Source organism: Streptomyces sp. NPDC048496, from assembly GCF_043200055.1.
Lineage (GTDB): Bacteria > Actinomycetota > Actinomycetes > Streptomycetales > Streptomycetaceae > Streptomyces.
The window spans coordinates 1-26,498 of the sequence record NZ_JBICXB010000059.1 but is presented as its reverse complement, the minus strand read 5'-3'; the positions used below and the strand labels follow the sequence as shown (position 1 = coordinate 26,498).

Annotated in this window: 23 protein-coding genes and 1 riboswitch; of the genes, 5 read left to right on the top strand and 18 right to left on the bottom strand. The window is 68.7% G+C overall.

The annotated features are described in order from the left end of the window. The 5 genes from ACGFSA_RS31240 to ACGFSA_RS31220 form a co-directional block, all read right to left on the bottom strand. Positions 1–563 (bottom strand): DUF6262 family protein (locus ACGFSA_RS31240; protein ID WP_393309402.1); only part of this gene is annotated, 563 nt, incomplete at its 3' end. Continuing rightward, entirely contained in the window at positions 560–3,151 is a 2,592-nt protein-coding gene (locus tag ACGFSA_RS31235; protein ID WP_393309401.1) for a tyrosine-type recombinase/integrase, read from the bottom strand. The genes ACGFSA_RS31235 and ACGFSA_RS31240, both read right to left, overlap by 4 nt. Then, complete coding sequence (locus ACGFSA_RS31230; RefSeq protein WP_393309400.1) at positions 3,148–4,299, bottom strand: tyrosine-type recombinase/integrase; 1,152 nt, start codon at positions 4,297–4,299, stop codon at positions 3,148–3,150. The genes ACGFSA_RS31235 and ACGFSA_RS31230 overlap by 4 nt, the downstream gene beginning before the upstream one ends. A gap of 120 nt (positions 4,300–4,419) precedes the next feature. Next, positions 4,420–5,727 (bottom strand): transposase family protein, encoded by a 1,308-nt coding sequence (locus tag ACGFSA_RS31225; protein WP_393309399.1) that lies wholly within the window; start codon positions 5,725–5,727, stop codon positions 4,420–4,422. A gap of 84 nt (positions 5,728–5,811) precedes the next feature. Next, on the bottom strand, positions 5,812–6,594 hold the full coding sequence (locus tag ACGFSA_RS31220) for a TnsA-like heteromeric transposase endonuclease subunit (protein WP_393309403.1): 783 nt from the start codon (positions 6,592–6,594) through the stop codon (positions 5,812–5,814). Positions 6,595–6,724: 130 nt separating this feature from the next. Between ACGFSA_RS31220 and ACGFSA_RS31215 the strand changes: the two genes are divergently transcribed. Further along, positions 6,725–7,528, top strand: a complete 804-nt coding sequence (locus ACGFSA_RS31215) for a class I SAM-dependent methyltransferase (RefSeq protein ID WP_393309398.1) — start codon at positions 6,725–6,727, stop codon at positions 7,526–7,528. 86 nt (positions 7,529–7,614) lie between these two features. Then, the gene (locus tag ACGFSA_RS31210) at positions 7,615–8,436 is read left to right on the top strand and encodes a PhzF family phenazine biosynthesis protein (protein WP_393309397.1); all 822 of its coding nucleotides are present in this window, start codon (positions 7,615–7,617) and stop codon (positions 8,434–8,436) included. 59 nt (positions 8,437–8,495) lie between these two features. On the opposite strand, the gene ACGFSA_RS31205 is transcribed toward ACGFSA_RS31210, so the two are convergent. Both ACGFSA_RS31205 and ACGFSA_RS31200 read right to left on the bottom strand, forming a co-directional pair. Then, entirely contained in the window at positions 8,496–9,275 is a 780-nt protein-coding gene (locus ACGFSA_RS31205; protein WP_393309396.1) for a CPBP family intramembrane glutamic endopeptidase, read from the bottom strand. A gap of 329 nt (positions 9,276–9,604) precedes the next feature. Beyond that, positions 9,605–11,110 carry a glutamate-cysteine ligase family protein gene (locus tag ACGFSA_RS31200; protein ID WP_393309395.1) on the bottom strand — a complete coding sequence of 502 codons (1,506 nt, stop codon included), beginning with the start codon at positions 11,108–11,110 and terminating at the stop codon, positions 9,605–9,607. Between the two features lie 482 nt (positions 11,111–11,592). Here ACGFSA_RS31200 and ACGFSA_RS31195 point away from each other — a divergent pair, with 482 nt between their 5' ends. Both ACGFSA_RS31195 and ACGFSA_RS31190 read left to right on the top strand, forming a co-directional pair. Next, a complete protein-coding gene (locus ACGFSA_RS31195) occupies positions 11,593–12,186 on the top strand; it encodes a hypothetical protein (protein ID WP_393309394.1) in 594 nt (197 codons plus the stop codon). Between the two features lie 340 nt (positions 12,187–12,526). Beyond that, complete coding sequence (locus ACGFSA_RS31190; protein ID WP_393309393.1) at positions 12,527–12,733, top strand: DUF5999 family protein; 207 nt, start codon at positions 12,527–12,529, stop codon at positions 12,731–12,733. Positions 12,734–12,819: 86 nt separating this feature from the next. On the opposite strand, the gene gcvP is transcribed toward ACGFSA_RS31190, so the two are convergent. Continuing rightward, positions 12,820–15,705 (bottom strand): aminomethyl-transferring glycine dehydrogenase, encoded by a 2,886-nt coding sequence (gene gcvP, locus ACGFSA_RS31185; RefSeq protein WP_393309392.1) that lies wholly within the window; start codon positions 15,703–15,705, stop codon positions 12,820–12,822. Between the two features lie 194 nt (positions 15,706–15,899). After that, positions 15,900–15,997, bottom strand: a riboswitch (glycine riboswitch). 100 nt (positions 15,998–16,097) lie between these two features. Here gcvP and ACGFSA_RS31180 point away from each other — a divergent pair. Next, the gene (locus ACGFSA_RS31180) at positions 16,098–16,478 is read left to right on the top strand and encodes a PRC-barrel domain-containing protein (RefSeq protein ID WP_393309391.1); all 381 of its coding nucleotides are present in this window, start codon (positions 16,098–16,100) and stop codon (positions 16,476–16,478) included. On the opposite strand, the gene ACGFSA_RS31175 is transcribed toward ACGFSA_RS31180, so the two are convergent. From ACGFSA_RS31175 to ACGFSA_RS31130, 10 genes are all read right to left on the bottom strand, one after another. After that, positions 16,403–17,857 carry a DNA polymerase IV gene (locus ACGFSA_RS31175; RefSeq protein WP_393309390.1) on the bottom strand — a complete coding sequence of 485 codons (1,455 nt, stop codon included), beginning with the start codon at positions 17,855–17,857 and terminating at the stop codon, positions 16,403–16,405. The two genes, ACGFSA_RS31180 and ACGFSA_RS31175, sit on opposite strands and share 76 nt — an antisense overlap. 57 nt (positions 17,858–17,914) lie before the next feature. Then, positions 17,915–18,532 (bottom strand): MerR family transcriptional regulator, encoded by a 618-nt coding sequence (locus tag ACGFSA_RS31170; RefSeq protein WP_366691564.1) that lies wholly within the window; start codon positions 18,530–18,532, stop codon positions 17,915–17,917. 168 nt (positions 18,533–18,700) lie between these two features. Continuing rightward, a complete protein-coding gene (locus ACGFSA_RS31165) occupies positions 18,701–19,174 on the bottom strand; it encodes a bifunctional nuclease family protein (protein WP_037690563.1) in 474 nt (157 codons plus the stop codon). Between the two features lie 53 nt (positions 19,175–19,227). After that, complete coding sequence (locus ACGFSA_RS31160) at positions 19,228–19,971, bottom strand: MerR family transcriptional regulator (protein ID WP_393309389.1); 744 nt, start codon at positions 19,969–19,971, stop codon at positions 19,228–19,230. A gap of 17 nt (positions 19,972–19,988) precedes the next feature. Continuing rightward, positions 19,989–20,762, bottom strand: a complete 774-nt coding sequence (locus tag ACGFSA_RS31155; protein ID WP_393309388.1) for an FHA domain-containing protein — start codon at positions 20,760–20,762, stop codon at positions 19,989–19,991. A gap of 190 nt (positions 20,763–20,952) precedes the next feature. Beyond that, entirely contained in the window at positions 20,953–21,741 is a 789-nt protein-coding gene (locus ACGFSA_RS31150) for a DUF881 domain-containing protein (RefSeq protein ID WP_393309387.1), read from the bottom strand. 5 nt (positions 21,742–21,746) lie between these two features. Then, positions 21,747–22,079, bottom strand: coding sequence for a small basic family protein (locus ACGFSA_RS31145; protein WP_023543062.1), 333 nt, complete (start codon positions 22,077–22,079; stop codon positions 21,747–21,749). After that, positions 22,076–22,996 (bottom strand): DUF881 domain-containing protein, encoded by a 921-nt coding sequence (locus tag ACGFSA_RS31140; RefSeq protein ID WP_393309386.1) that lies wholly within the window; start codon positions 22,994–22,996, stop codon positions 22,076–22,078. Before ACGFSA_RS31140 ends, ACGFSA_RS31145 begins: the two co-directional genes overlap by 4 nt. A 98-nt stretch (positions 22,997–23,094) precedes the next feature. After that, a complete protein-coding gene (locus ACGFSA_RS31135; protein WP_393309385.1) occupies positions 23,095–25,590 on the bottom strand; it encodes a sugar phosphate nucleotidyltransferase in 2,496 nt (831 codons plus the stop codon). 115 nt (positions 25,591–25,705) lie between these two features. After that, positions 25,706–26,314, bottom strand: a complete 609-nt coding sequence (locus ACGFSA_RS31130; protein ID WP_393309384.1) for a CDP-alcohol phosphatidyltransferase family protein — start codon at positions 26,312–26,314, stop codon at positions 25,706–25,708. Positions 26,315–26,498: the final 184 nt, after the last annotated feature.

Below are 26,498 nucleotides of genomic sequence, written 5' to 3'. Positions count from 1 at the left end.
CGGCAGCCGGACAGAACAACCGGAGGACAGCCCAGCAGGGCGTCAGTCAGTGGTGGAGCCACGACCACCGGAACCCGGCTACGAGTATCAATGTCGGTGGTGAGCTGGCGGACTCGCTGCTTGAGCGTGGTGTTCTCGGTGGTGATCCGCTGGATGGCTTCCTCGGTCCATTCGGCCTGCAAGTCCCGCACCTGGCCGATGAGTTCACCGATGCGAGTTCGCTGGCAGATGATCTCGCCGTGGGCTGCCTTGAGGGCGTCCTCGGCGTTCAGGGCGCGTTCGCGCCAGGTCGCCTCACGTTCGCTGTCCTGGTCGGCAAGCATCTGAGACCGGCGGTCGCCAGCTTCGGTCATGGCTGTGGCGACCGCGGCTCTGGCCTCGGCGTTGTCGTAGAGGAAGGTGCGTGAGACATCGGCATGACGGGCGACGGCGGCGACGCTGACCTGGGCCTTCTCCCTCCGCAACCGACGGATGGCTTCGTGGACCCGCTGGAGGGCGGTCTCGGTCTTGCGGCGGCGGGAGGCCAAGGCCGCTGCGGTGCGGGGTTCGGGGACGGTCTTCATGCAGCGTCCTGTTCGGGATCGTCATCGTCGTGACCGGCCTCCGCGAGGTCGGCGGCACGGAAGGCGGTGGACCACACGCGGTGGAAGTAGTCCTGGGGCTTGCGCAGGTCCAGGGCGAGGGCGTCGTCGAGGAGGCCGAGGCCGGCCAGGGCCCTCTCCAGGCCGTCGATGGCGCGGGCGGTGGGCTCGAAGTAGCGATGCAGGTAGTCGGCGGTCGCGTCATCGGGGGCGCCCTCGGCCAGCAGCCGCCACTGCTCGCGCTTGCGCCGCCAGTAGAGGAGGTCGGCACCGGACAGGACGAACTTGTCGCAGTTGTGGCAGTCCAGGTTCCAGGGGCAGGCGCCGCCGTCGACGACGGGCTGGAAGGTGCAGAAGCCGCCCTCGGCCGGGGTGCTGCGGCGGGACATGTCGATCGCGAGGGCCTGGGCCTGCTCGCGGGTGAGCGGGGAGGCGGTCTCGGTGAGGAGCTCGCCGGGCTGGGCAGTGCCGGGGCCGGCGACCCAGACCTGCTGGAGGACGTCCTCCAGGTCGGACTGGGTCAGGTGGATGTAGTGCTCGGCCATCCGCTCGGAGACGTGGCCGAGGTAGCGGCGGACATGGGTCAGCGTCGCCCCGGCCCGCAGCAGGCTGGTGGCCAGCGAGTGGCGGGCCTGGTGAGGGACCCACCGGCCGATGTCGAGCTCGTCGATCCAGAGTTTGAAGCCCTTGTGGAACCACTTGTAGGACAGCGGGGTGCGACCGTTGCGGTTGCGCTGGTTCGTCGGGAACAGCGCCATCTGGGCCCGCTCCTCCGCAGTGGGCGGCCGGTTGTTCCGGGTCTCGAACAGGACGAGGGTCTTGCGCTGGCGGTCCTGCAGGAGCTGGTGGACCCGCTCGGGGATCCGCAGGGCCTGGTCGTAGTTGCCGACCTTGGTCTGGTCGTGCCAGAGCATGGGCAGCCCGCCGTAGCGGCCGAGGCAGTCCAGGCGGAGCTTGAGGACCTCGCTGCAGCGGCGGCCGGTGACGATGATGGTCTCCCAGGCGTCCCGCAGGCCGCGGTCGAGGGGATCGTAGGTCTCCGCGAGCCTGCGGAGGTTGGTCTCGTCGGCGAGCGCGCGGGCGACGCCGTCGGCGAACGGAGGCCGAGCCCGGCTGACCATCCGCCCCGGGGCGGGCATGGCAGCGATGAAGGCCCGGTCCAGGCCCAGGCGTTCGGCATCCCCCGACTCCAGGGCCCCACGCAGGAGCCGCCGAGTGCGGTGGAAGACGCGCTGCCGGGTGTTGGCGGTCACGATCGACGGCTTGCCGTGGACGCCCCTGGCAGCCAGCGAGACGAGTCCGTCCCGCTCGCGTTGCCGCTGGTCGGCGACGAACTGGTGCATGTGCTCGGCCGTCAACGCCCGAGGGTCGTGTCCTCGCGCGGGGGCGTGGAGCTCCAGGAAGGTGCTCAGCTCCAGGCCGGCTCGGCGCATGTCGTCGAAGGTGCCGCCGCTGCGAGGGCAGCTGGGTGAGCGCAGGATCGCGACCAGGTGGTCCCAGATGAGGTCGCGTAGCCATCGCTGGGAGACGCCGGTGAGGTCGATGCGGATCGCGCGGCCGGTGAGCTTGCGGCCGGAGTGCTCGGTGAGGATGTAGCCGTGCTCGCGCGTCTCCTCCGGCGTCACATAGAGGGGATGCAGGGCGTCTGCGATGGCCTGGGCGATGTAGACGCCCTCGCGGGTGACCGCCTTGCGGTGGTCCGCGTCGTCCCAGGACAGGTCGGTCAAGGAGCGCACGCCTTGCGCGCGGCCGTAACTCGCCAGCCGCTGCAGCGGAGCCAACTCCCAACGGCCGTGCGGCCGTTGGGTGTGCCAGAACATGCCCCACTGGAGCTCGGCTCGCAGCAGCGGGTGCAGGCCACGGAGGTTGACCTGCGCGGGCCGCAGCACCGCTGCGGCCGTTGTGCACCACCGACGGAAGGCCGACTCGTCCGCGTACTCGACCGGAGTGGGGCGACCGGTACGTTCATAGCGGTTGCCCCACTGGCTTGGCAGGACAGCCCCACCGGGGCGGCCCTGGCTGCGGTAGTGCCGATCGTGGCGGAAGCACAGCCCCAGCGGTGAGTCCGCCAGGTCGGGGCAGACCCCGGCCAGGCAGTCTCCGTAGCCAGGGGCCGCTTGCTGGCCGACGAGCCAGTCGTCGAAGTCGGCGTCGGCGCCGTGGCGGTCACGATGGTGATACCACCGGAACTGATGGTGATGGCAGAGGTCCAAGGTCAGGTGACGGGCCGGCCGGTCCGGGCAGATCCGGCATGGGCGCTCTTCCACTTCTTGGCCGGGGCCGGCCGGTGGTGTTGTCCGCAGGAAGTCGGCGCGCGATGGTCCAGCATCGCGTTGCCGACGCCAGAGCATCTCGTGGGCCGAGCACAGGTCACCGTGGCCCATGGTGGTCCGCTCGCAGTCCGTGACCAGGCAGTTCCAGCGGTAGACGGGGTGGTCGGGAGGGATCGTGACGATGTCCGGGCGGAACAGCGGATCGAAGGACGGGGAGCCGATCAGTGCGGTGAGGACCTCCAGCCGGTCCCGGCCGGTGCGGGGATCCTGCCGCGGCAGCAGCGACGGGACGGTCACTTGCCTTCACCCCAGACCGTGCGCAGAGCGGCGTCGAAGGCGGGGTCGTGGATGTCGACGTGTCCGTAGACCTCGTCGACCATGGCGGCCGAGGCCCAGCCGCCCGCGTCCCGGGCGATCAGCAGGTTGCCGTCGGCGGCGTCGAGGACCGCGGAGGTAAACGAATGCCGGAAGGCATGGGGTTTCACCAGCCCCAGGCCGGCACGTTTCCCGGCCCGGCCGAGCATCCGGCGGGCACCGACCGGAGCCCAGGGCTGCCCGGCATCGGAGCCGTGCAGCTGGACCAGGAGCATGGCGTGCCCGGCGCCGCGCGGGTACTCGGTCGTCATGTACTCGAAGTAGGTGTGCACCATCGCCGGGCTCACCCGCTTGATCAGCCCGCCGGTGACCGTGCCGTTCTCGACCCGCCAGGCGTGCTTGGTCTTGGCCTCGGCCCGGTTCGGGTTCTCCGGGCGATGGCAGACGTGCAGGTGGGGACTGCGGCACTCGCCGCAGGCCGCGTTCTCGCGCAGATGCAGGTCGACCAAGTGCAGCCCGCAGAGCTCGCCGATCCGCAGCCCGCCGTCGGCGAGCCAGGTCACCACCAGCCGGTCCCGGGCCGCGTTCACCCGCTCCAGCAGCATCTCCCTCGCCCCGTCGGGGAGCATCCTCGGGTGCCGTCGGTGGGGGCCCTTCGGCGCCAGCGGGTTGGCAGGCATCGTCGACTTCACGTGCCCGAGCAGCGAGCGCCGTCGGTCCACCCGCGACGGCAGCCGTGTGCCGTCCAGCTTCTCGCCGAGCTCGACGCCGACGCCGAGAGAGGCTTGGTGCAGGTAGAAGCCCTTCACGCAGGAGGCAGCCGCCGACAGCGCGGCCCGGCCATAGGGGCGCTTGCCGACCCGCCAGGGCTCACCGAGCGGCATCCGGACCTCGGCCCCGACGATGCCCATGTACCGCTCCAGGTCCCGCAGTTGGACCGCGTCGAAGACCAGGCACTCGCGCTCCAGCCACCGCAGATGATCCACCAGCAGGTAGGCGTACGTCCTCTGCGTTCCCGAGCCGTCATGGACGTGCAGGAACCGATCCGCCTCGATGTGGACCGTGCCCTCCGGCCAGACGATCGTCCACGACCGCCGTCCGTTCTTCCGTTCGATCTGCTGGACCCTCAAGTCCCCGACCACAACGTGCCGTACCACTCGTCCTCCGTACCGACTCCGGAACATCACAGACGTCCCGGTCCCGGTCGGTAAACGAGCCCATGACGTCCACGTCACAGGCCCAGGCGGACATCACGAACAGCACAACTCACGGTCGGTAAAGTGGGCGAGGATCCACTCATCGAGCAGGTCCTGCAGTTCGGGCAGTGACCACAGGTTCTCCTCCTCCGGGTGCCGGCCGCGATGGTCGGTGTTGCGGCCGGTGTAGCCGGGGAGGAACTGGGCGAACATCGTCGCGACGGAGCCCAGCATCTTCTCGATGTGTCCCTTCTCGAAGGGCGAGCCCTTGTGCGTGGGCTGGAAGTCGATCTCCAGGAACCGGCAGGAAGCCCGGAAGTTGTGCGAGACGAACACCTTGCCGTGATCGCAGACGATCATCTCCGGGACGATCACCGGCTTGGCCGCAGCGTGCTCGAGGCGTTCGTCGATGGTCAGCAGGCGGCGGTGCGGCAGCACCGAACGCGACATCTTCAGCGCGTCGATCCAGCCCGGCCGCATCAGTTCCGGCGTGACGGTGCGAGCCAGCAGCACGCTGGCGTCGACCGACTTCGTGGTGGGCCTGAGCACCGCCGCGGTCAGCGTCCTGGACGCGACGTCGATCATGCCGGTCAGTTCGACCTTGCCGACGACTCCGTCGTCGAGGCGGACCATGACATCCAGCGGAGTGGAGTCGATCTGCATGACCTCGCCCGGAGCCGACACCGTCAGCTCTCCGAACGGGGCAGCGGCCCCGTGGGCCTTCGACCTGCGGGTGACCGCCGACCCAGTCGCGTGCGTGCCCGCCGCCAGCCTGTCCAGCAGGCGGTAAAGCGTTCGCCTCGACGGCAGTTCGGCCAGGTCACCGCCGTTCTCCCGGATGATCTCCCCGGTCCTCCAGATCAGGTAGGACCCGTTGCGCGTTGAGGTCTCGACGCCCTCTTTGATCGCTTGCCGCATCGCCTCGACGACAGCGTCAGGTGCGTCACCGAACTCCTTGCGCTTGCGGACCGAACGGTGGTCCACGAGCCTGGCTAGTCCGACCAGGCCGTCTTCTGTGTAGCGGCGTCGCCGCAGCCCCACCGCCCCGGACTTGATCTCGTTTCCGAGGGCCGCGAGTTCGGCAGCCTTGGTTTTCTGACGTGAGGTCACCGACGTGCCCGGTCCGTAACCCGGTCGCGGCGGTGTTCCGGGTTCGACTCCGGGCGGCAGCCCGTGCAGGACCTCGAGGACGTGCTCTTCCCACCAAAGTGCCCGCTTCATCACTTCGGGAGCGAAGGTCTCCAACAGGCCGGACGGGGGCAGCGGCATGCGTTCGGGCTGGAACAGGATCTCGAAGTCCGCCGTCTCGAACAGGTCGATCAGAGCGACCACTCGGTGCGGTGTCTCGGCATCCTCCAGCACCGCCGCCTGTGGGGTGACCTCGAGAACCCCTGACCTGGCCTTCGTATCGGACCCGCTGGCCGACCGCCAAGGCCGGCGGACGCTTCAGGCTGCCCATGTGTTTCCCTCCGTCCAGACCAGGCTGTCGGTCTCCATCAGCCCTCCCATCAGGTCCGTCTTCAAGGCACCGGACCACAGCAGGTGGAACAGCACCGGCAGAACCTGCAGACGGTCTCCGACCAGCCCGGCGCCGTCCCAGAGCCCCATCGGGTCGCGGAAGACCTCCAGCAGCCGGTCCGCCACCGGCGCCGGCCATCTGCAGCGGGCCCGCCGATACCGGGACAGCCATCGGACATTCGCCATCAACACCGGCTCGGGTCGCCCAGCCCACTCGAACTCCCAACCCACGGCCCGACAGGCATGCCCGGTCGCGTCGAACGTCTCCTGCGTCGCCTCATCCATCTCATCCGCGGCACGGACGTCAACGATGCGGGCGCCACCGTCGGACAACCGGACGAAGTAGTCGGGAGCGTGCCGACGCTTGCGTGTGCCGTCGTGCCAGTGCAGCCAGAACGGCTGCGAGGCGATCGCGACCACGTGTGGATCACGATCCAGCAGGATCAGTCGGTCCCTCTCCAGCCACGACTCGTAGCCGACGTGATCCCGCATCGTCGACGAGTAGTACCAGCCGGCGAACCCGTGACTGTCCTTGTGCCAGCTGAACTCCCGCACCGGATCCACAGCCTCGAACGGCATGTCCCAGCTGGCCCCCAGCGATCGGCGCACGAGCGTGCCGTTGACGGAAAAGGCCAGTTCAAAGGCCGCAAGGGCAGCCTCTTCGAACACACCGACAGGTGCCCCCACCACGTCCCCCGCGTACCTGTACACCAAATGATCAACCTGCGGTGGCACAACTAGCGTTGATCATCCTTCAGCGGCAATCGATCAGCGATCACTGGCACAGGTCACTTGGCTTGCATACTTGCCCCGAGACGCACAGGACGAAGGGCGACGCGACATGACTGCACCCGGCCCGGACCACGGCTACCTGCTCGACAACCGGCAGTCCGAGGCGGGCATCCGCTTCGGCGCCCTCGCCGAACTCTTCGACCCGGCGACCTTCCGGCATGTCGACCGGCTCGGCATCACCGCGGGCATGCGCTGCTGGGAGGTCGGAGCCGGCGGCCCCTCCGTTCCCGCCGGCCTGGCCGCGCGAGTCGGTCCGACCGGCGCGGTGGTCGCGACGGACATCGATGTGTCGTGGGCGCAGGGCGCCGCGGACGAAGTCGTCGAGGTACTGCGCCACGATGTCGCCGCCGATCCCCCGCCTCCCGGTGGCTTCGACCTGGTCCATGCCCGGCTGGTCCTGGTACACGTCACCGACCGTGCCGAGGCGCTGCGCCGCATGATTCAGGCGCTGCGGCCCGGTGGTGCACTCCTCCTGGAGGACGCCGACCCCGGGTTGCAGCCGCTGCTGTGCCCGGACGAGTCGGGCCCCGAACAGCGCCTCGCCAATCGCCTACGGTCAGGCTTCCGCGAACTCATGGCGGCCCGCGGTGCAGACCTCGCCTACGGCCGGACTCTGCCCCGGCTGCTGCGCGAGGCGGGTCTGGACGAAGTACAGGCCGATGCGTACTTCCCGATCACCTCACCGGCGTGCACCGTCCTTGAGGCCGCCACCGTGCGCCAGATCCGCGACCGGCTCGTGACGTCGGGTCTCGCCACCGACGAGGAGATCGACCGGCACCTGAAGAACGTCGCCACCGGACGCCTCGATCTGGCCACCGCTCCGCTCGTCTCCGCGTGGGGGCGCCGGCCGTAGCGCCCCGGGGAGGCTCTCGGAATCCCGGGCCGGCGGCCTGGAATTGGCCTTGGTCCGCCGCTCTCCAGAAGCTCTACGGTCATCCCATGAGGATCCGAATCGTCGACGCGTTCACCGACCACCCCTTCACCGGCAACCCCGCAGCCGTCCTGCTCCTGGACTCCGACACCTTCCCCGAAGCCGACCGGCTCCAGCAGGTCGCTCTGGAGATGAATCTCTCCGAGACCGCCTTCGCGCACCGCCTGCCGCCGGGCGGAGAGGCGGACTGGGCGCTGCGCTGGTTCACTCCGGCCACCGAAGTGGACATGTGCGGGCACGCCACCCTCGCCACGGCCCACGTCCTGCGCACGACCGGAACGGCCGACGGAACGGTGCGCTTCGCCGCCCGCTGCGGGATCCTCACTTCCACCGCCCACCCGGACGGCTCGCTCACACTCGACTTCCCCACAGCCCCGCTCACGCCGGCCTCCACCCCGGCCGGACTGGCCGTCGCCCTGGGTGCGGAACCGCTGTCCGTCCACGACACCGGCGCCCACATCGGCGACCTCCTCGTCGAACTGGCCGACGAGGAGTCCGTACGCGGACTGGCCCCGGACTTCGCCGGGCTGGCCGCCTGTTCGCGGCGCGGCATCATCGCCACGGCCGCCGCCGAGGACCCGGCGCGTGGCTACGATTACGTCTCCCGCGGCTTCTTCCCCCGGGTCGGTATCGACGAGGACCCGGTCACCGGCAGCGCCCACACCGCGCTGGCCCCCTTCTGGTCGGCCCGGTTCGGCTGTGACGAGCTGACCGGCCTGCAGGCCTCCGCCCGTTCCGGCCTGGTCCGAACATCGCTGCGTGGCGACCGCACACTGCTGACGGGCAGCGCGGTGACAGTCGTCGACGGAGAACTGCTGACCACGTTCTGACCGCCGGGAGAGGGGGCGTACGCAATGATCGGTACGCCCCCTCCTTGCGCGCCGCGCGCTCAAGGAGTGGGCAGCCACCCCACCTTGCCGGCCAGCAGCGCATATCCGACGAACGCTCCGATGTCGAGCAGCGCATGCGCCGCGACCAGGGACCCGACCCGCCCCCAACGCCGGTACAGCAGCACGAAGACGACACCCATCACCATGTTGCCGATGAACCCGCCGATCCCCTGATACAGGTGGTACGAGCCGCGCAGCACCGAGCTTGCCACCAGGGCGGCCATCGGCGTCCACCCCAACTGCCCGAGTCTGCGCAGCAGATACCCGACGACGATCACTTCCTCCAGCACGGCGTTCTGGAGTGCGGAGAGGATCAGTACTGGGAACTTCCACCACACGTCGGGCAGCGACTCCGGAACCACCGTGAGATTGAAACCGGCGGCCCGCGCCACCAGATAAAAGGCCAGCCCGGCGCTGCCGATGCCCGTCGCGATCACCGTGCCGCGCGCCAGGTCCGACCCTGGTCTGGTCCGGTCGAAGCCGATGACCCGCAGGCCCACACCCTCCCTGATCAGCAGATGCGCCACCAGCGCCACGGGGACCAGGGCCGTGGCGATACCGAAGAGCTGCCAGGCGAGATCCAGCCATGGTCGTCCCGGGGCATATGAACTGTTGAGCGTCGCGGCCTGATGCTTCAAACCCCCTGGTTTCGTCAGTGATCCGACAAAACTGATCAGGGCAGACACTCCGCTGGCACCCAGCGAGAGAGCCAGCACCAGCACCGTTTCGGACCGCAGGATCCGCCGTGACACGGCCTCTTGGGGACAAGAATCAGCCACGCACCCCTCCGTCACCTGTACACCTGCCTTCAGTTGTGCGTTCGCATCTCATCCCACTCCCCGTCCCGCTACGGTCTCGAATGCAGGTACGAAGATCATGCGCGACCGGCCGGGGGACGACCACCATTGACGATGGTGTGGTCCCCCTCTCCTTGTTCATCCTCAAGGAGCGGCACCACCGGCATGGGACGTCACAGCTTGCCCGACGACCACGCGACGGATGGCAGCGGGGACGGTTCTCCACCGCGCCGCCGCACCGAACAGCCGTACCCGCGCGGGCACCGGCCGGGGGCGGCAGACACCGGGCACGCCGAAGCACATCCATCGGGCTATGACACGGGGAGACCCACCGGCCAGCTGTGCACCGGATCGCCGGAGTGCATCAACTCGGCGTACCGGCGGGTGGTGGCCGCGAGCGCCGCGTCCCGGCCGAGCCCGGCGCCCAACCCCCGGTGGTACGTGTCCACCTGCCAGGACGCCCCGTTCATCCGCCGCTTGCAGCGCTCCTCGATGACCCCGAGGTAGTGGTCGCGGTCCGCGGGCTCGATGTTCCAGGCGTCGAGCCCCGCCGCGGCGAGCGGCAGCAGTTCGTCCCGTACGAGCTTGACGGCCGCCACCCGCGTCAGCCCGCCCGACCGCCCCGGCCGGGGCCAGACCAGCTCGGCGTCGATGCCTCGGCGGCAGGCGGTGTCGAAGTTCTCGGCCGCCGCGGCGAACGGCAGCCTGGTCCACACCGGGCGGGACTCCTCGGCGAGCGCCCGCACCAGGCCGTAGTAGAGCGCGGCGTTGGCGATCACGTCGGTGACGGTCGGCCCGGCGGGCAGGACACGGTTCTCGACACGGAGATGGGGTACGCCGTCGGCCAGGCCGTACACCGGCCGGTTCCAGCGGTAGACCGTACCGTTGTGCAGCACGAGCTCCTGGAGACCCGGCACGCCGCCCTCGTGGAGCACCCGCAGCGGGTCCTCGCCGTCGCAGACCGGGAGCAGCGGCGGGAAGTAGCGCAGGTTCTCCTCGAAGAGCTCGTACGCCGAGCTGATCCATCGCTCGCCGAACCAGGTCCTCGGGCGCACCCCCTGGTTCTGCAGTTCGGGCGGCCTGGTGTCGGTTGCCTGCTGGAAGAGCGGCGGCCGCGACTCCCGCCACAGCTCCCTGCCGAACAGAAAGGGCGAGTTGGCGCCGAGGGCGATCTGAACGGCGGCAACGGCCTGGGCGGCGTTCCACACGTCCGCGAAACGCGCCGGGGTGACCTGCAGATGCAACTGGACCGATGTACACGCCGCTTCGGGTGCGATCGAGGTGGATGTGCAGACCAATCGCTCCACGCCTTCGATATCGAGGGCGAAATCCTCGCCGCGCGCCGCCACTATCTGATCGTTGAGCAGCGTGTAGCGGTCCACGTCCGAGAGGTTCGCCGCGACCAGGTCCGCGCTGCCGAGGGTCGGCAATATTCCGATCATCATGATCCCGGCAGCGACCTCGCCCGCCTTCCGGTGCGCATATCCGAGACCGGTCCTGAGCTCCTCGGCCAGCTGATCGAAAACACGCCCGTCGAGGTGATGCGGAACTATGTTCACTTCCAGATTGAACATCCCGAGTTCGGTCTGGAAATCACGGCTCGCGATCCGCTCGAGCACCTCCGCATTCATCATCCGGGGCAGGCCGTCCGAACCCGCCAGATTGAGCTCGATCTCCATGCCCATGAGGTTGCGGGGGCGGTCGAACCTCTGCTCCGCCAGGAGCCTCCCCAGCCCCTCCAGGCACAGGTGGAGTTTCCTCCGGTACCTCTGCCGATCGGACAGATCAAAGGCGCCCGCCACGACCTTCTCCCCCATCGAAGCGTCCCTCCGCAAGTGGGCAGCCCGCGGCCCAGGCCGCTCGCGTCACGATCGATAATGCCCAGGGGAGGTGATCCATAACGCCCCCATGGACAGCGCGGACCCAGTAATCTGATGGCGGCCGTCCGGGGCACATTCCGACGGCATGCAGCACGGTGCAGTTTCCATCGGCCGGCGGTGGTGAAAACGCCGACGCGATTCGGCCTACCGCGGCTGCGGAAAAACACCAGGCGGCAGCTGCGCGGCTCACCCCGAATCAGCGGAATCTCCGCATAATAAAGTCTCGATACCGCCTTGCCGGCAATACCTGCGGCGGCTAGTGGAAACACCGCGTGAACACGTGTCGTATAAACTCCGCGGACGAGGCAGAGAGTTGACGCACCGGCCCAGTCACCGGCCTCCTCTGGCCCCGCACGCCGACAGCGCCGTCTGCACCCGCCCACGCATCACCGTGTCTCCGAAGTGAGAGGCGACCCACTATGCCGCTGCATGTTCCCCCGGCTCCCGCGCCTGCCCTGCGCAGCGTCCTCGCGGCACTCGGTTCACCCACCGCAGTCCTCGAGGCCCGCACCCCGGCCCTCCGGTCCGTCCAGGGACCTCTGAGCCCCGATCTCCCGCTCCCCGTCCATGTACTGGACCGGATCGGCCCGAGCGGGCTCGCGCCACGCACCCGGCTGACCGCGTGGCGCTTCCTGATCCGCAGCTCGGAGCGGGCCATCGCCGCAGCCGACACCATGCTCACCCCGGACGGCTGGGCCTTCTCGCACTTCTTCGAGGGCCCTTACATCGCATCGACCGAACTCGCCCTGCGCCAGACGGAGACGGTGACACCCCACTACCAGCCCCGCCTGCTGTCGATCCCAGAGCTCTACATGCTGACGCTGTGGCTGCACGAGGGCATCGAGGCCGACCCGTCGGGTGGCACCCTCGCCCCCACCGATCTTCTGGTGCCGCTGGCTCCCGCCCCACCGGGTATCGCGGCACACCGCCCGCACCGGGTCGCCGATCTGCTACCCGTGATGACCCTGCGCATCACCCCCGGCCCCGGCCCCCTGCTCGGTTCACCCGCCTGACCCCGTCCCGCCTCCGGCACGCCGTCCTGTGCCCCGTCGCCGTTTCCGGTGGCGGGGCACAGTGCTGCGGGACACACAGCGCGGGACGGCGGGGGCGCCCCCGGTCCCATCCGGACTAGTCCGGTCCGGCCACCCCGAACCACCCGAAGGGACAGTGCAGTTGTGTTGAACCGTCCGCCCGGGTGATGCGTCATGAGAGTAGGAGCAGCGCTGCCGCGAAATCCCTGCGGATTGGCGCCCGTGGGGCAACACTGGAACCGGACCGACAGATACGGGGGCGGCCATGAACACCTCATCAAGCCGCAGGACACTCACTACAACGCAGCGAAAGAACCCAGCCATGTGCCAGCACAAGCAACCCTGCCCGACAGCCGACTCAGCCGACCGGGAAGCCGCACGCCTGATGGCACACCACCCGGAACAGGGCTGGAGCCTGCTGTGCAACGGCGTCCTGCTCTTCGAGGACACCGGTGAGCTGCTCCCGGACGGGCAGATCATCGCTCCGCACCGGCCGCTGGACGCCGACCGGGTGATGAAGGCCGCCTGACCGCGGCCCGTAAGAAATGGGGCCGGCCCGGAGAAGATCTCCGAACCGGCCCCGACGCATGTCCGCGTCACACCCGAACGGGTGGGTCAGTTGTCGTACTCGTCCAGCGGCGGGCAGGAGCAGACGAGGTTGCGGTCACCGAACGCGCCGTCGATCCGGCGCACCGGCGGCCAGTACTTGTCGGCGGCCGAGACTCCGGCCGGGAAGACGGCCGTCTCGCGGCTGTACGCGTGCGTCCACTCCCCGCCGAGCAAGGCGGCGGTGTGCGGGGCGTTGGTCAGCGGGTTGTCGTCCGCGCTCCATTCGCCGGAGGCCACCTTCTCGACCTCGCCGCGGATGGCGATCATCGTGTCGCAGAACCGGTCGAGCTCGGCGAGGTTCTCGCTCTCGGTCGGCTCGATCATCAGCGTGCCCGCCACCGGGAACGACATGGTCGGCGAGTGGAAGCCGTAGTCGATCAGACGCTTGGCGATGTCGTCGACGCTGACCCCGGTCGCCTTGGAGATCGGCCGCAGATCCACGATGCACTCGTGCGCCACCAGACCGGCCGGGCCGTTGTACAGGATCGGGTAGTGCGGTTCCAGACGCTTGGCGATGTAGTTGGCCGCGAGTACGGCGACCTGTGTCGCGTGCTTGAGGCCCTCCCCGCCCATCAGGCGTACGTACGCCCAGGAGATCGGGAGAATACCGGCAGAGCCCCACGGCGCGGCCGAGATCGGTCCGACACCGGTCTCGGGGCCCGCGCCGGGCTGCAGCGGATGGTTCGGCAGGTACGGCGCCAGATGGGCGCGCACACCGACCGGGCCGACACCGGGGCCACCGCCGCCGTGCGGGATGCAGAAGGTCTTGTGCAGGTTCAGGTGCGAAACATCGCCGCCGAACCGACCGGGCTTGGCAAGACCGACCAGCGCGTTGAGGTTGGCGCCGTCGACGTACACCTGACCGCCCGCATCATGCACCTCGGCGCAGATGTCGGCGACGTGCTCCTCGAAGACCCCGTGCGTCGACGGGTACGTGATCATGAGCACGGCGAGCTCATCGCGGTGCTTCTCGATCTTGGCGCGGAGGTCCTCGACGTCGACCGCACCGTCGTCGGCGGTCTTCACCACGACGACCTTCATGCCCGCCATCACGGCGCTCGCGGCGTTGGTGCCGTGCGCGGAGGACGGAATGAGGCAGACGGTCCGCTGCTCGTCGCCGTTGGCCCGGTGGTACGCACGCACGGCGAGCAGGCCCGCGAACTCGCCCTGCGAGCCCGCGTTCGGCTGGATGGAGACCGCGTCGTAGCCGGTGACCTCGGCGAGGCGCTCCTCCAGCTCACGGATCAGCGTGAGGTAGCCCTCCGCCTGCTCGGCCGGCGCGAACGGGTGCAGCGCGCCGAACTCGGGCCAGGTGATCGACTCCATCTCGGTGGTCGCGTTCAGCTTCATGGTGCAGGAGCCGAGCGGGATCATGCCACGGTCCAGCGCGTAGTCACGGTCGGCGAGCTTGCGCAGGTAGCGCAGCATCGCGGTCTCGGAGCGGTGCTGGTGGAAGACCGGATGGGTGAGGATCTCGTCGGTGCGCAGCAGGGACTCGGGCAGCGCGTCGGCGGCAGCGGCGTCCAGCGCCTCGACGTCACCGTCCGCGCCGAAGGCGGCCCAGACGGCGGCGAGCTGCGCACGTGTGGTGGTCTCGTCGCAGGCGAGGGAGACCCGGTCGGCGTCGACAAGACGCAGGTTGACCCCGCGGTCGCGGGCGTCGGCCACGACATCCGCCGCCTTGCCGGGGACACGCACGGTGAGCGTGTCGAAGTAGGCGCCGGTCTCGACGTCGACCCTGGCCGCGCGCAGGCCCTCGGCCAGGATCGTGGCGTAGCGGTGGGTGCGCTGCGCGATCGTCCGCAAGCCGTCGGGGCCGTGGTAGACCGCGTACATCCCGGCCATCACGGCGAGCAGCACCTGCGCGGTACAGATGTTGCTGGTGGCCTTCTCGCGACGGATGTGCTGCTCGCGGGTCTGCAGGGCGAGGCGGTACGCCTTGTTGCCGTCCGCGTCGACGGAGACACCGACGAGGCGGCCGGGCAGGCTGCGGGCGAACTTCTCGCGTACGGCCATGAAGCCGGCGTGCGGTCCACCGAAGCCCATCGGGACACCGAAGCGCTGCGTGGTGCCGACGGCGATGTCCGCGCCGAGGTCACCGGGCGAGGTCAGCAGGGTCAGGGCGAGCAGGTCGGCGGCGACGGTGACGATCGCGCCGAGCTCGTGGGCCTGCTCGATGACGGGCTTGATGTCGTGGACGGCGCCGGAGGCACCCGGGTACTGGAGCAGCACGCCGAAGACACCGCGCCCGGCGATCTCGGCGGGGATACCCGCGGCGAGATCGGCGACGACGACCTCGACACCGGTCGGCTCGGCGCGAGTCTCGATCACGGCGATGGTCTGGGGCAGGGTGTCGGAGTCGACCAGGAAGACTCCGTCCTTGACCTTGCCGACGCGGCGGGCGAGCGCCATGGCCTCGGCGGCGGCGGTGCCCTCGTCGAGCAGCGAGGCGCCGGAGGTGGGCAGCCCGGTCAGCTCGGCGACCATCGTCTGGAAGTTGAGGAGCGCCTCCAGGCGGCCCTGCGAGATCTCCGGCTGGTACGGCGTGTAGGCCGTGTACCAGGCGGGATTCTCCATGACGTTGCGGAGGATCACCGGCGGGGTGAACGTGCCGTAGTAGCCGAGCCCGATCATCGGGGCGAGCACCTGGTTGCGGTCGGCAAGGGTGCGGAGCTCGGCGAGGACCTCGGCCTCGGTACGGGCCGACGGCAGCTGCAGCGCCTCCGCACTCTTGATCACATCGGGCACTGCGGCCGCGGTGAGGTCGTCGAGCGAGCCGTAACCGACCTGGGCGAGCATCTTCGCCTGCGCCTCGGCATCGGGGCCGATGTGGCGCTGCTCGAAGGGGATGCCCTGCTCCAGCTGGGAGAGCGGAGTGCGACGGGGGGTCATGGTGGAGGCCTCCTGGTCTGTCACGACCTGCGAGGGGCACCACGGCGCGGGTGCCCGGACGGCCTCCCCCTCTGTCATCTCAACCTGAGAGCTTCACCGGTGCGCCCTGAGGCATACCGGCTTTCACCGTCGGTGAGGGAGGGATCCGTCCCGGCCGCTGCCGCCACGAAACCCGCCCTGCTTTCCAGAGTGACCTCGTCCGTGCGGTACGGGGGCCTGAGAGATTCCGGGGAGGATTTGCTCCTTCGGCGCCTGCCGGATGCGCTCCGGAAGGCTCTCCCGCACGGGGTCAGCAGCCATCACCAGCCTACCAGCGGGCTCGCGACGGAATTCTCAAGTGGCCGATAGCCCGAATCTGCACTTTCGTAGTGCCTGTGGAGTAGCCGCGACCAATGGGAGGGACCGTGCAGACCGACATTGATCCGCGCAACCTGATCGGCCGCAAGGCATTCGACCGCAAAGGCACCAAGATCGGAACTGTGGACGAGGTGTATCTCGACGACGCGACCGGCATACCCGAGTGGGCAGCCGTGCGTACGGGACTGTTCAGCAGGGACGCCTTCGTGCCGCTTGAGCCCAGCGAATTCGTCGACGACGTGCTCCGGATCCCCTTCGACCGTGCGCTGATCAAGGACGCCCCCGACTTCGGCGTGGGCCGCCATCTCTCACCGGAACAGGAGCTTCAGCTCTACCGGCACTACGGTCTGGACTCGCCGACCGACGAGCCGGGCCCGGACCGGGACTTCGGCAGGCTGGCCGGCCAGGACGAGTAGTCCGCCGGATCACTCACCAGCGGGAGCGGATCGGCAGGCTGCAGTTCCGGATCGTCGACACGGAACGTCCGCACCCGGCCGGGCGGTGACCCGGGTTCCTCGAACCGCACGGTCACCCGGCCCACCCCACTGCCCTGCACCCAGCCGTGGCCGAAGGTGTCATGGCATACGTCGTGCCCGGCGGGCCAGCGCCGGGCCGCGAGCTGTTCGGCGGTCTCCTGCTCCTGCGCCCCGTCCACCGGCTCGTCCCCGTGGCCGCCCGCGCCCTGTTCTTCACGGGCCGGGACCTCGAGCGCGGCCCGCTCACCGGCTGCCTGGGCGAAGAGATCCTCCTGCGTGTAGTCGGCGAGCCCCGTGACGCCCACCCCGAGCAGCCGCACCCCTCCCGTGGTGTCCACAGCCTCCAGGAGCCGCGCAGCGGCCTCTCTGACCACTGTGGGGTCGTCCGTCGGCCCCCGGAGCGTCTCGGACCGCGTGAGCGTCGAGAAGTCGTATCTGCGCACCTTCAGCACCACGGTGCGTCCCGAGCGCTCCGCGGCCCGCAGCCGCTGGACACAACGGTCCGCCAGGCGCTCGACCTCCGTCCGGACCCGGATCCGGTCGTGCAGATCCATGTCGAAGGTGTCCTCGACCGACACCGACTTGGCGTCTCGCTCGGCCACGACGGGGCGGTCGTCGTACCCGAGGGCCATACGATGCAGCGCGACGCCATGCGCCTTCCCCAGCAGCCGTACGAGCTCCGCCTCGCCGGCCGTGGCCAGGTCGTCGACCGTGGTCATCCCGGCCCGCCGCAGATGGTCCCCGGTGGCGGGGCCCACGCCGGGGAGGATCCGCACGGACATCGGGGCGAGCAGTTCCCGTTCGGTCCCCGGCTCGATGACCAGCAGCCCGTTCGGTTTCGCCTCCTCCGAGGCGATCTTGGCCAGCATCTTGGAGCCAGCGAGGCCGACCGAGCCGGTGAGTCCGGTGACGGCTCTGATGGCGTCGCGCAGTTGCTCGCCGATGGCCCGCGCCGAGGCGGTGTCGTCGGCCGTCCCACCGGCCTCCAGATCGACGAACGCCTCGTCCAGGCTGAGCGGCTCCACCAGCGGTGACAGCTGCCCCAGCAACCCCATCACCTGGTCGCTCACCGTCCGGTACAGGGTGAAGCGGGGCACCAGATAGGCGGCATTGGGCGCCAGCCGCCGGGCCTGCGCGGTCGGCATCGCCGAGTGCACCCCGAAGCGCCGCGCCTCGTAGGAAGCGGTGGCGACGACCCCACGGGGTCCCAGCCCGCCGACCACGACCGGTTTGCCGCGCAGGCTCGGTTTCGCCGCCTGCTCGGCCGAGGCGTAGAAGGCATCCATGTCCAGATGCAGGATGGTGGGCGCGGCTCTCACATCAACCGATGCTGCCCTACGGCACTGACAATCGCCGCGCCCCCGCTCCGCGGCCCGTCAGACGGCGCGGTTGCGCCGCCGTGCGAGCTCGTCGGTGGGGTTGTTGCCGATCAGCGTCTCGCCGGTGTCCACCCGCTCGCCGTGCAGCTGCGACAGTGCGGCGTCGACATCCCGCCAGACCACACCGACGGCGATGCCGAAGACCCCCTGGCCCCCCTGGAGCAGATCCACGACCTCGTCGGGCGAGGAGCACTCGTAGACGGTCGCGCCGTCGCTCATGAGCGTCATCCGCTCAAGATCCTGGAACCCCCGGGCCCGCAGATGCTGGACCGTGGTGCGGATGTTCTGCAGGGCGACGCCCGTATCGAGAAAGCGCTTCACGATCTTCAGCAGGACGACGTCCCGGAAGCTGTAGAGGCGCTGCGTGCCCGATCCGTAGGCAGGCCGCACACTCGGCTCGACGAGCCCGGTGCGTGCCCAGTAGTCGAGCTGCCGATAGGTGATCCCCGCCGCCGCGCACGCCGTCGGCCCGCGATAGCCGATGTCGCCGACCGCTGCCGCCCCGTCCCCCGCCATCGCCGCCGGTTGAACCGGTTGCCTGATGGTGCGGTCGGCTGTACTTCCGTGCTGCCGGTACGGCCCACCCGCTGCCGTACCGTCGCCGCTGCTTCTCACGCCGACCTCCGTCCTTGACCTGCCATCTCGAAGGTAGGCAGTCGCTTGGGGTGCGTCAACGATCGCCACACTCGGCACGCCGAGTGATAATCACCCGGAGGGTGGTTTGCCGTGTCCCGTTCCCGGGAAAGGCTTGTCGAATGCGCTGACGGCGACCCTGCTGGACGGTCACTGGCTGTTGGTACCGAAGTCCTCCGGCGAGATCTGGTCGAGGAACTCCCGGAACTTCTCGACCTCGTCCTCCTGCTCGTCAGGGATGGAGATCCCCGCGTCGTCGAGCACCCCGTCACTGCCGTAGATCGGCGTGCCGGTGCGCAGCGCGAGCGCTATGGCGTCGGACGGCCGCGCGCTCACCTCGACCCCGCCGGCGAAGACCAGCTCCGCGTAGAAGACCCCTTCCCTGAGGTCCGTGATGCGGACCTCGGTGAGCTCCTGGCCCAGGGCCTCGAGCACATCCTTGAAGAGATCATGGGTCAGCGGCCTGGCCGGAGCCATGCCCTGCTGGGCAAAGGCGATCGCGGTCGCCTCACCAGGACCGATCCAAATGGGGAGGTACCGGTCGCCTCCCACTTCACGCAGGAGCACGATCGGTTGGTTGGAGGGCATTTCCACCCGGACACCCACAACGTCGAGCTCGTTCACACAGCAACCCTAGGACGTGCTCGGCAGGTTTGGGTAGTCGGGCTCCGCCGTGATCAGTGGAGCCGGATCCGCAGAGCGGTCTGCACAAGGGCCGAATGAAGCCGTACGGAGAGCTCCGCGAGCTCCTTCGCCTTGGCCTCCGCATGGGCTCTGGTCTGCGGATTCCGGTGTCGGCGCAAAGGTGCGACCACCTGCTCGATCAGGCCGGCCTCGCGTTCCGCAGCCCCGCGCATCGCCCGCAGATGACGCGGTTCCAGGCCGAATCGGCCCAGATCCGCCACAAGTTTGGCAACGGTCACCGTCTCGGCGTCGTAGCCACCCTCCGCCGTCGGAGCGATGAGCCCGTACGACTCCCACTCCTCGAGCTCGCTCTCGGTGACCTCGGCGGCGGCCAGGAGCTCCGCACGCCCGATCCGGGCCGCGGTGGCCCGCCAGGACTCGCCGTCCCAGCAACCGTCGCTCAGGTCCCGTGGAGCGTCCGCGGCCGGCAGGGACACCTGCTCGCCGCGGGCCAGGGCGTCCAGGTGCTCGCGGATGACTTTGAGCGGAAGATAGTGGTCCCGCTGCATCCGCAGCACCTGTGCCAGCCGCTCGACGTCCTCGGGGCGGAATTTGCGGTAGCCGGAGGGGGTCCGCTGCGGCTCGACGAGCCCCTCGGCCTCCAGGAAGCGAATCTTGGAGATGGTGACTTCGGGAAATTCGTCCCGCAGCTGCAGGAGCACCGTGCCGATGCTCATGGCCCGGTCGTCGGCGGTGGCGGTGCCGTGCCCGGCACCGCCCGTCGGTGTTCTCAGCATGGACCTTCCCTGACGGGTCAGATGCCCCGCTGGCTTGCGTAGAAGACCAGCCGGTACTTCCCGATCTGCACTTCATCGCCGTTGGACAGCGCGACGGAGTCGATGCGCTCACGATTGACGTACGTGCCGTTGAGGCTGCCGACATCCTCGACCGTGAAGCTGCCGTCGGGGCTCCGGCGGAACTCCACGTGCCGGCGGGAGACCGTCACGTCATCGAGGAAGATGTCGCTCTGCGGGTGGCGGCCGGCCGTGGTCAGTTCGCTGTCCAGCAGGAAGCGGCTGCCCGAGTTCGGACCGCGGCGCACCACCAGGAGCGCCGAGCCGAGTGGCAGGGCGTCGACGGCGGCCTGGGCCTCCGGCGAGAGGGAGGGCAAGGGCGTCTGGCCCGTCGCCTCCGCCTCATAGGCCTCAAGACCGGAGATGGAGATGGTCGACGTCGTCTCCGAAGGACGCTCCGCAGACGCGCCTCCCCGAAGCGGCGCACCACAGTTGGAACAGAAACGACTGGCCTCGGCGTTGCGATGGCCACACCTCGTACAGACCGGCATGGACCCAAACCCTCCACCCGTACTTGAGGTTGATGGATCCCCGAAACCTATGCGGCCCGGACCCGCAGGGTCAACAGACGACGCGCCGGTTCCACCCGAAATGTCGCCGCCCGGACCCGACACCTCGTCACGGAAGAGCGGGCGATCAGTGCCCTGCTCCTCGGGCTGGCCATGGCGCGGTGCGCGATGACGGGCAGCGTCATCGCGGGCGCTCTTGCCGAACAACTTCGCAAAAAACTTCACGGGCGATTCCCCTTGACCGAAACAGACCCGCCCGTGGGGCAGGACGAACCCTGAATAAACACACCTGCCGACCCGGACATCTTCACAACGTCCGTATCCACTCGACAGTTTCCACCACGCGCCACCATTACGATGCGGCGACCCCCCGCAACCTCTTGCCCGTGTCCTCCGAGCCCCGTGTCCGGCGCCCTCACCGGGTTGACGACCGAGCGTAGTCAGGTCGCTCCGCAGGTCGCAAGGCGTCCACGACGATGTCGTCCGCCTGCGCCACATGCACGGTCGCCTGCTCCTTCTCCAGCGTCTGCACCACACCACCGGGGATGTTCAGCGCCGGCTCCAGATCCTGCGGTTTGCCGATCACCTTGAAGACGTACGGCGCGGAGATGGACCGGTCGTCGACCTTGATGGCGCCACCGTCGCCGGAGAAGTGCGTATTGGCCACTACCCTCACCCTGTTGACCTCGATCGCCTCCGCCCCGGCCGCACGCAGCTCCTGGAGGGCGTCGAGCAGCATGTCCGCCTGCACCGCGTCGCCCGGATCGTTGATCGTGAGCGTGATCCCGGGCCCGTGTGCCGCCACGGTGCCCGCGAGGATGCCGAGTTGCCGTTCCTTCTCCACGGTCTGCTTACGGGCCTCCTCGGCCTGGTCCGAGCTTGTCTCCAGCTCCGTACGCTGATCGTCCAGACGCTGCTTCTCATCCTCAAGACGCTGCGTACGGTCATCGAGTTCATCGAGAATGCGGACCAGATCCTCCTGGCGGGCGCCGCGCAGTGCGCTGTTGTCACTGTTCGACCGCACCTGGATCGCCAGACCCAGCCCCAGGACGAACAGCAGCAGCGCCACAATGAGTTGTGCACGGGTGACCCGGGGCGGCCACAGCCCGGCGATCAACCGCTGGCGCCCGGTGAGCTGCTCGGGCCTGTCGGCCTGCTGCTCGCCGGTACGCTCCTGGTCACGGGGAAGCTCTTCGTTGCTCATCGGCCTCAGGCCCGGAAGACGTGCCGGCGGATCGCCGCGGCGTTGGAGAAGATACGGATACCGAAGACGACGACCACACCGGTGGAGAGCTGCGCTCCGACACCCAGCTTGTCGCCCAGGAACACGATCAGTGCGGCCACGACGACGTTCGAGAGGAACGACACCACAAAGACCTTGTCGACGAAGATGCCGTCGAGCATGGCCCGCAGACCACCGAAGACTGCGTCGAGAGCAGCCACGACAGCGATCGGGAGATAGGGCTCGACCACCGCCGGCACCTCAGGCCGGACCAACAGTCCGACCACGACTCCCACGACGAGGCCCAGTACGGCGATCACGATGTGCCCTTCCCTGTGTCTGCCGCACCACTGCCGGTGTCTGCGGCCTTCGGCTCTGCTGTTCGTACGATGAGGCTGGGCGCAGCCGGGAGGCGCACCTCGTCCTGCACGGACATGCTGGTCCGGATGTCGAAGGTGTCCTTCAGCGCCCTCAGGTACTGGCCGTCGGCACTGTCCTCGAAAGCGGTGCTGAGCCGCTTCCCGTCCCCCACCGCAAGCACCGTGTACGGCGGCACGAGCGGCTTGTTGTCGACCAGTATGGCGTCGCCCGCGGCGCGGATCGCCGACAGGGCCGTCAGCCGCTGCCCGTTGATGGCGACGGCCTCCGCACCGGACTGCCAGAGGCCGTTGACGACCCGTTGCATGTCCCGGTCGCGCACCCGCCCCGTGTCGGTGAAACCAGTGGTCTCACGCGGTCCGCCGCCACCCTGGTCGGTGCCCTTGGCATCGTCGACGACAAGTTTCACACCGGGTCCCTTGACGGCGGTCGCCCCGGAGAGCAGCGCCACGAGCTGGCCCTGGTCCCCGCCATGCTTTTCCAACGCTTTACGTTGCCGCTCGCCCACGTCGTCACGGGCTTTGTCGACCTGGGACTCCAGCTTGTCGGCCGCCGACGTCTCCGTGTCGATACGTTCGATGAGCTCCCCACGCTCCTTGGCGAGGACCGGCGCCGATACACGCGCCTCCGCGGCGCCCAGGGTGACGACGAGAGCAGCCAGCACAAGGCCCGCCGCGAGGCCCAGTTTTGCCTTCAGTGTGCGGGGCATGGCCGCGCTCCCGTCGGCCTTGCGCTTGGCCGTGGCCTCGGCGTAGCCGTCGTCCAGGCTGTGGTCCATCACATTGGTCAGCAGCGACATGGACGCGTCAGGGCGCGCGGGCGGCGAAGGGGTACTCCGATCGGGGGGCTGCTGCGACATGCCGCACATCGTCGCACGCCGCAGCTAGTACCGCCGAATGGCCCCACCCGTGCGCCGGGAAGCGTCTGCGCGACACCTCCCGACGCACCGGCGGCAGGTCACTGACCTGCGCTGTCCACGATCGCCGACCATTCGTCGAGCAGCGCCTGCGCCGAGGCGTCGTCGGGGCCCTCCGCCCACAGATGGGTGACGGCCTCGGCCGGGTCGGGAAGCACCATCACCCAACGCCCGTCCGCCTCGACGACCCGCACGCCGTCGGTGGTGTCGACGTCACGGTCCCCGGCGGCTTCCACCACCCGACGCATGACCAGTCCCTTGACGGCCCAGGGCGTGGCCAGATCGCGGCGCAACACGTGCGCGAGGGGAATCCGGGCATCGATCTGGCTGAGCGTGAGCTGGGTCCGCGCGACAAGCCCGAGAAGCCGTACGAAGGCCGCCGAACCGTCGAAGACACTGCTGAATTCGGGGACGATGAAACCGCCCCGCCCGTCTCCTCCGAAAATGGTGCCTTCCTCGCGTCCCACGCGCGTCAGGTCGTCCGGCGACGTGGTCGTCCATTCCACCTGTGTGCCGTGGTAGGCGGCGACCTGCTCGGCGACCCTCGTCGTGGTCACCGGCAAGGCCACCCGGCCGCTGCGCCGCTCGGCGGCCACCAGATCGAGCAGGACCAGAAGGGCCCGATCGTCCTCAACGATCCGGCCCCGCTCGTCGACCAGGGAGAGCCGCTCCCCGACCGGGTCGAAGCGCACGCCGAACGCGGCCCGTGCCGAGGAGACGATCTCCCCGAGCCGCACGAGCCCGGAGCGTCGGGCGTCGGCGGACTCCGTGGGCCGTGATTCGTCGAGCCCGGGATTGATGGTCAGCGCGTCAACGCCGAGCCGCCCGAGCAGACTGGGCAGAACAAGCCCGGCACTGCCGTTGGACGCGTCGACGACAACCTTGAGACCAGCGGCGGAGATCCCGGTGGTGTCCACATTGCGCAGCAGTGCCCCGGTGTAGGAGTCGAAGACGCTGGACGGAAAGTGCAGATCCCCGATCTCCCCCGGGAAGGCCCGGCGGTACTCCTGGCGGGCGTAGACCCGGTCCAGCTTCCGCTGCCCCGCCTGGGAGAGGTCTGCGCCCCGCTCGTCGATGAACATGATGTCCACCGAGTCCGGCACCCCGGGCGACGTACGGATCATGATCCCGCCTGCGCTGCCCCGAGCGGTCTGCTGACGCGCGACCGGAAGCGGCACGTTCTCCAGGTCCCGTACGTCGATGGCGCTGGCCTGCAACGCCGAGATCACGGCCCTCTTCAGCGCACGGGCGCCGCGGGAGTGGTCACGGGCGGTGGTGACGGTCGAACCCTTCTTGAGGGTGGTGGCGTACGCACCGGCAAGCCGGACGGCGAGCTCGGGCGTGATCTCCACGTTCAGGATTCCTGAGACACCCCGGGCACCGAAGAGATGTGCCTGCCCCCGTGACTCCCAGATCACCGAAGTGTTGACGAAGGCGCCGGCCTCGATGGTCTTGAACGGGTAGACCCGGACATTACCCTGAATGATCGATTCCTCACCGACCAGGCACTCGTCTCCGATGACCGCACCGTCCTCGATGCGGGCCGCCCGCATGATGTCGGTGTTCTTGCCGACCACGCAGCCGCGCAGATTGCAGTGCTGGCCGATGTAGACGTTGTCGTGGATCACGGCCCTGTGCAGAAACGCCCCGGTCTTGACGACGACGTTCGAACCGACGACAGTGTGCTCGCGGATCTCGACCCCGGCCTCGATCTTCGCGTAGTCCCCGATGTAGACGGGTCCGCGAAGCACCGCGTCAGGATGGACGTCGGCGCCTTCCGCAACCCATACACCGGGCGAGATCTCGAAGCCGTCGATCTCGACGTCGACCTTGCGCTCCAGGACGTCGGCCTGAGCCTTCACATAGCTCTCGTGCGTGCCCACGTCCTCCCAGTAGCCCTCGGCGACATAGCCGTAGATGGGCTTGCCTTCCTTCATGAGCTGCGGGAAGACATCACCGGACCAGTCCACCGAGACGTCGGCCTGGACGTAGTCGAAGACCTCGGGTTCCATGACATAGATGCCCGTGTTGACGGTGTCCGAGAAGACCTGACCCCAGGTGGGCTTCTCCAGGAATCGCTCGACCTGGCCCGCCTCGTCGACAATCGTGATTCCGAATTCCAGTGGATTCGGAACTCGGGTCAGGCACACCGTGACCAGCCCGCCCTTTTCTTTGTGAAAGGCGATGAGGTCGGTCAGGTCGAAGTCCGTGAGCGCGTCGCCGGAAATGACGAGGAAGGTGTCGTCCTTGAGCGCTTCCTCGGCGTTCTTTACGCTGCCGGCTGTCCCGAGAGGTTTCTCCTCGTTGGCATAGGTGAGCTCCATCCCGAGCTCTTCGCCGTCGCCGAAGTAGTTCTTGACGAGGGAGGCGAGAAACTGGACGGTCACCACGGTCTCATTGAGCCCATGCCGTTTCAGCAGCCGCAGCACATGCTCCATGATCGGCCGATTGGCGACGGGCAGGAGCGGCTTGGGCATGCTGGAAGTCATGGGGCGAAGGCGTGTGCCTTCACCACCAGCCATCACGACGGCCTTCATGTCGGCAACGTCCTCCTTGAAGAGACGACGGTTTAGCCGACTTCGCCCGTCAGGGCAACATCTCAGAGTTCAGCCGCGGACCCGGCCACACTGCACGGCACCGCATCAAACGAGCTCAATCGGCTACTGCATCCGCCTTGACGAGTCGGCGGACCTGAACCACGTAGAGGATTCCTGCCCACCAATAGAGCGTTGTACCCCATCCTGCGAACGCCCATCCGAAAACAGCGGCCAGCGATCCAAGCCAACCACTTGCGTCGCTGAGCAGCAACAAGGGGAAGGCGTACATCAGGTTGAACGTAGCCGCCTTCCCCAGGAAGTTCACCTGGGGTGGTGGATAACCGTGGCGTCGCAGGATTCCGACCATCACGAGAAGCATCAGTTCACGGGCCAGGAGTGCCGCCGTGAGCCAGAGCGGAAGGATCTCCCGCCAGGTCAGTCCGACAAGGGTCGAAAGGATGTAGAGACGATCAGCGGCCGGGTCCAGGAGCCGCCCGAGGCTGCTGATCTGGTTCCATCGGCGGGCGAGTTTACCGTCGAGGTAGTCGCTGACGCCGCTGAGCATCAGCACGAGCAGCGCCCAGCCATCGCTCTTGGGCCCGCCGAACTCCGGGCGAAGAATCAGCCACAGGAAGAGCGGTACCCCGACCAGGCGCGCCATGCTGAGGATGTTGGGGATGGTGAGGACCCGGTCCGTCTGAACCCGAGTCTCCTGGACCTCCACCCGGGGGCCTCCTGTGAACGTGCCAATGATGCCCCCTGACCCTACCCTCAGCCTTCGCCGGCACCTGCACGGGGGTGACAAAGGGGCATCGTGAACGCAGAAAAGCCCCGCACCAGAGGTGCGGGGCTTTCCCGGAATAATTGTTCGGCGGCGTCCTACTCTCCCACAGGGTCCCCCCTGCAGT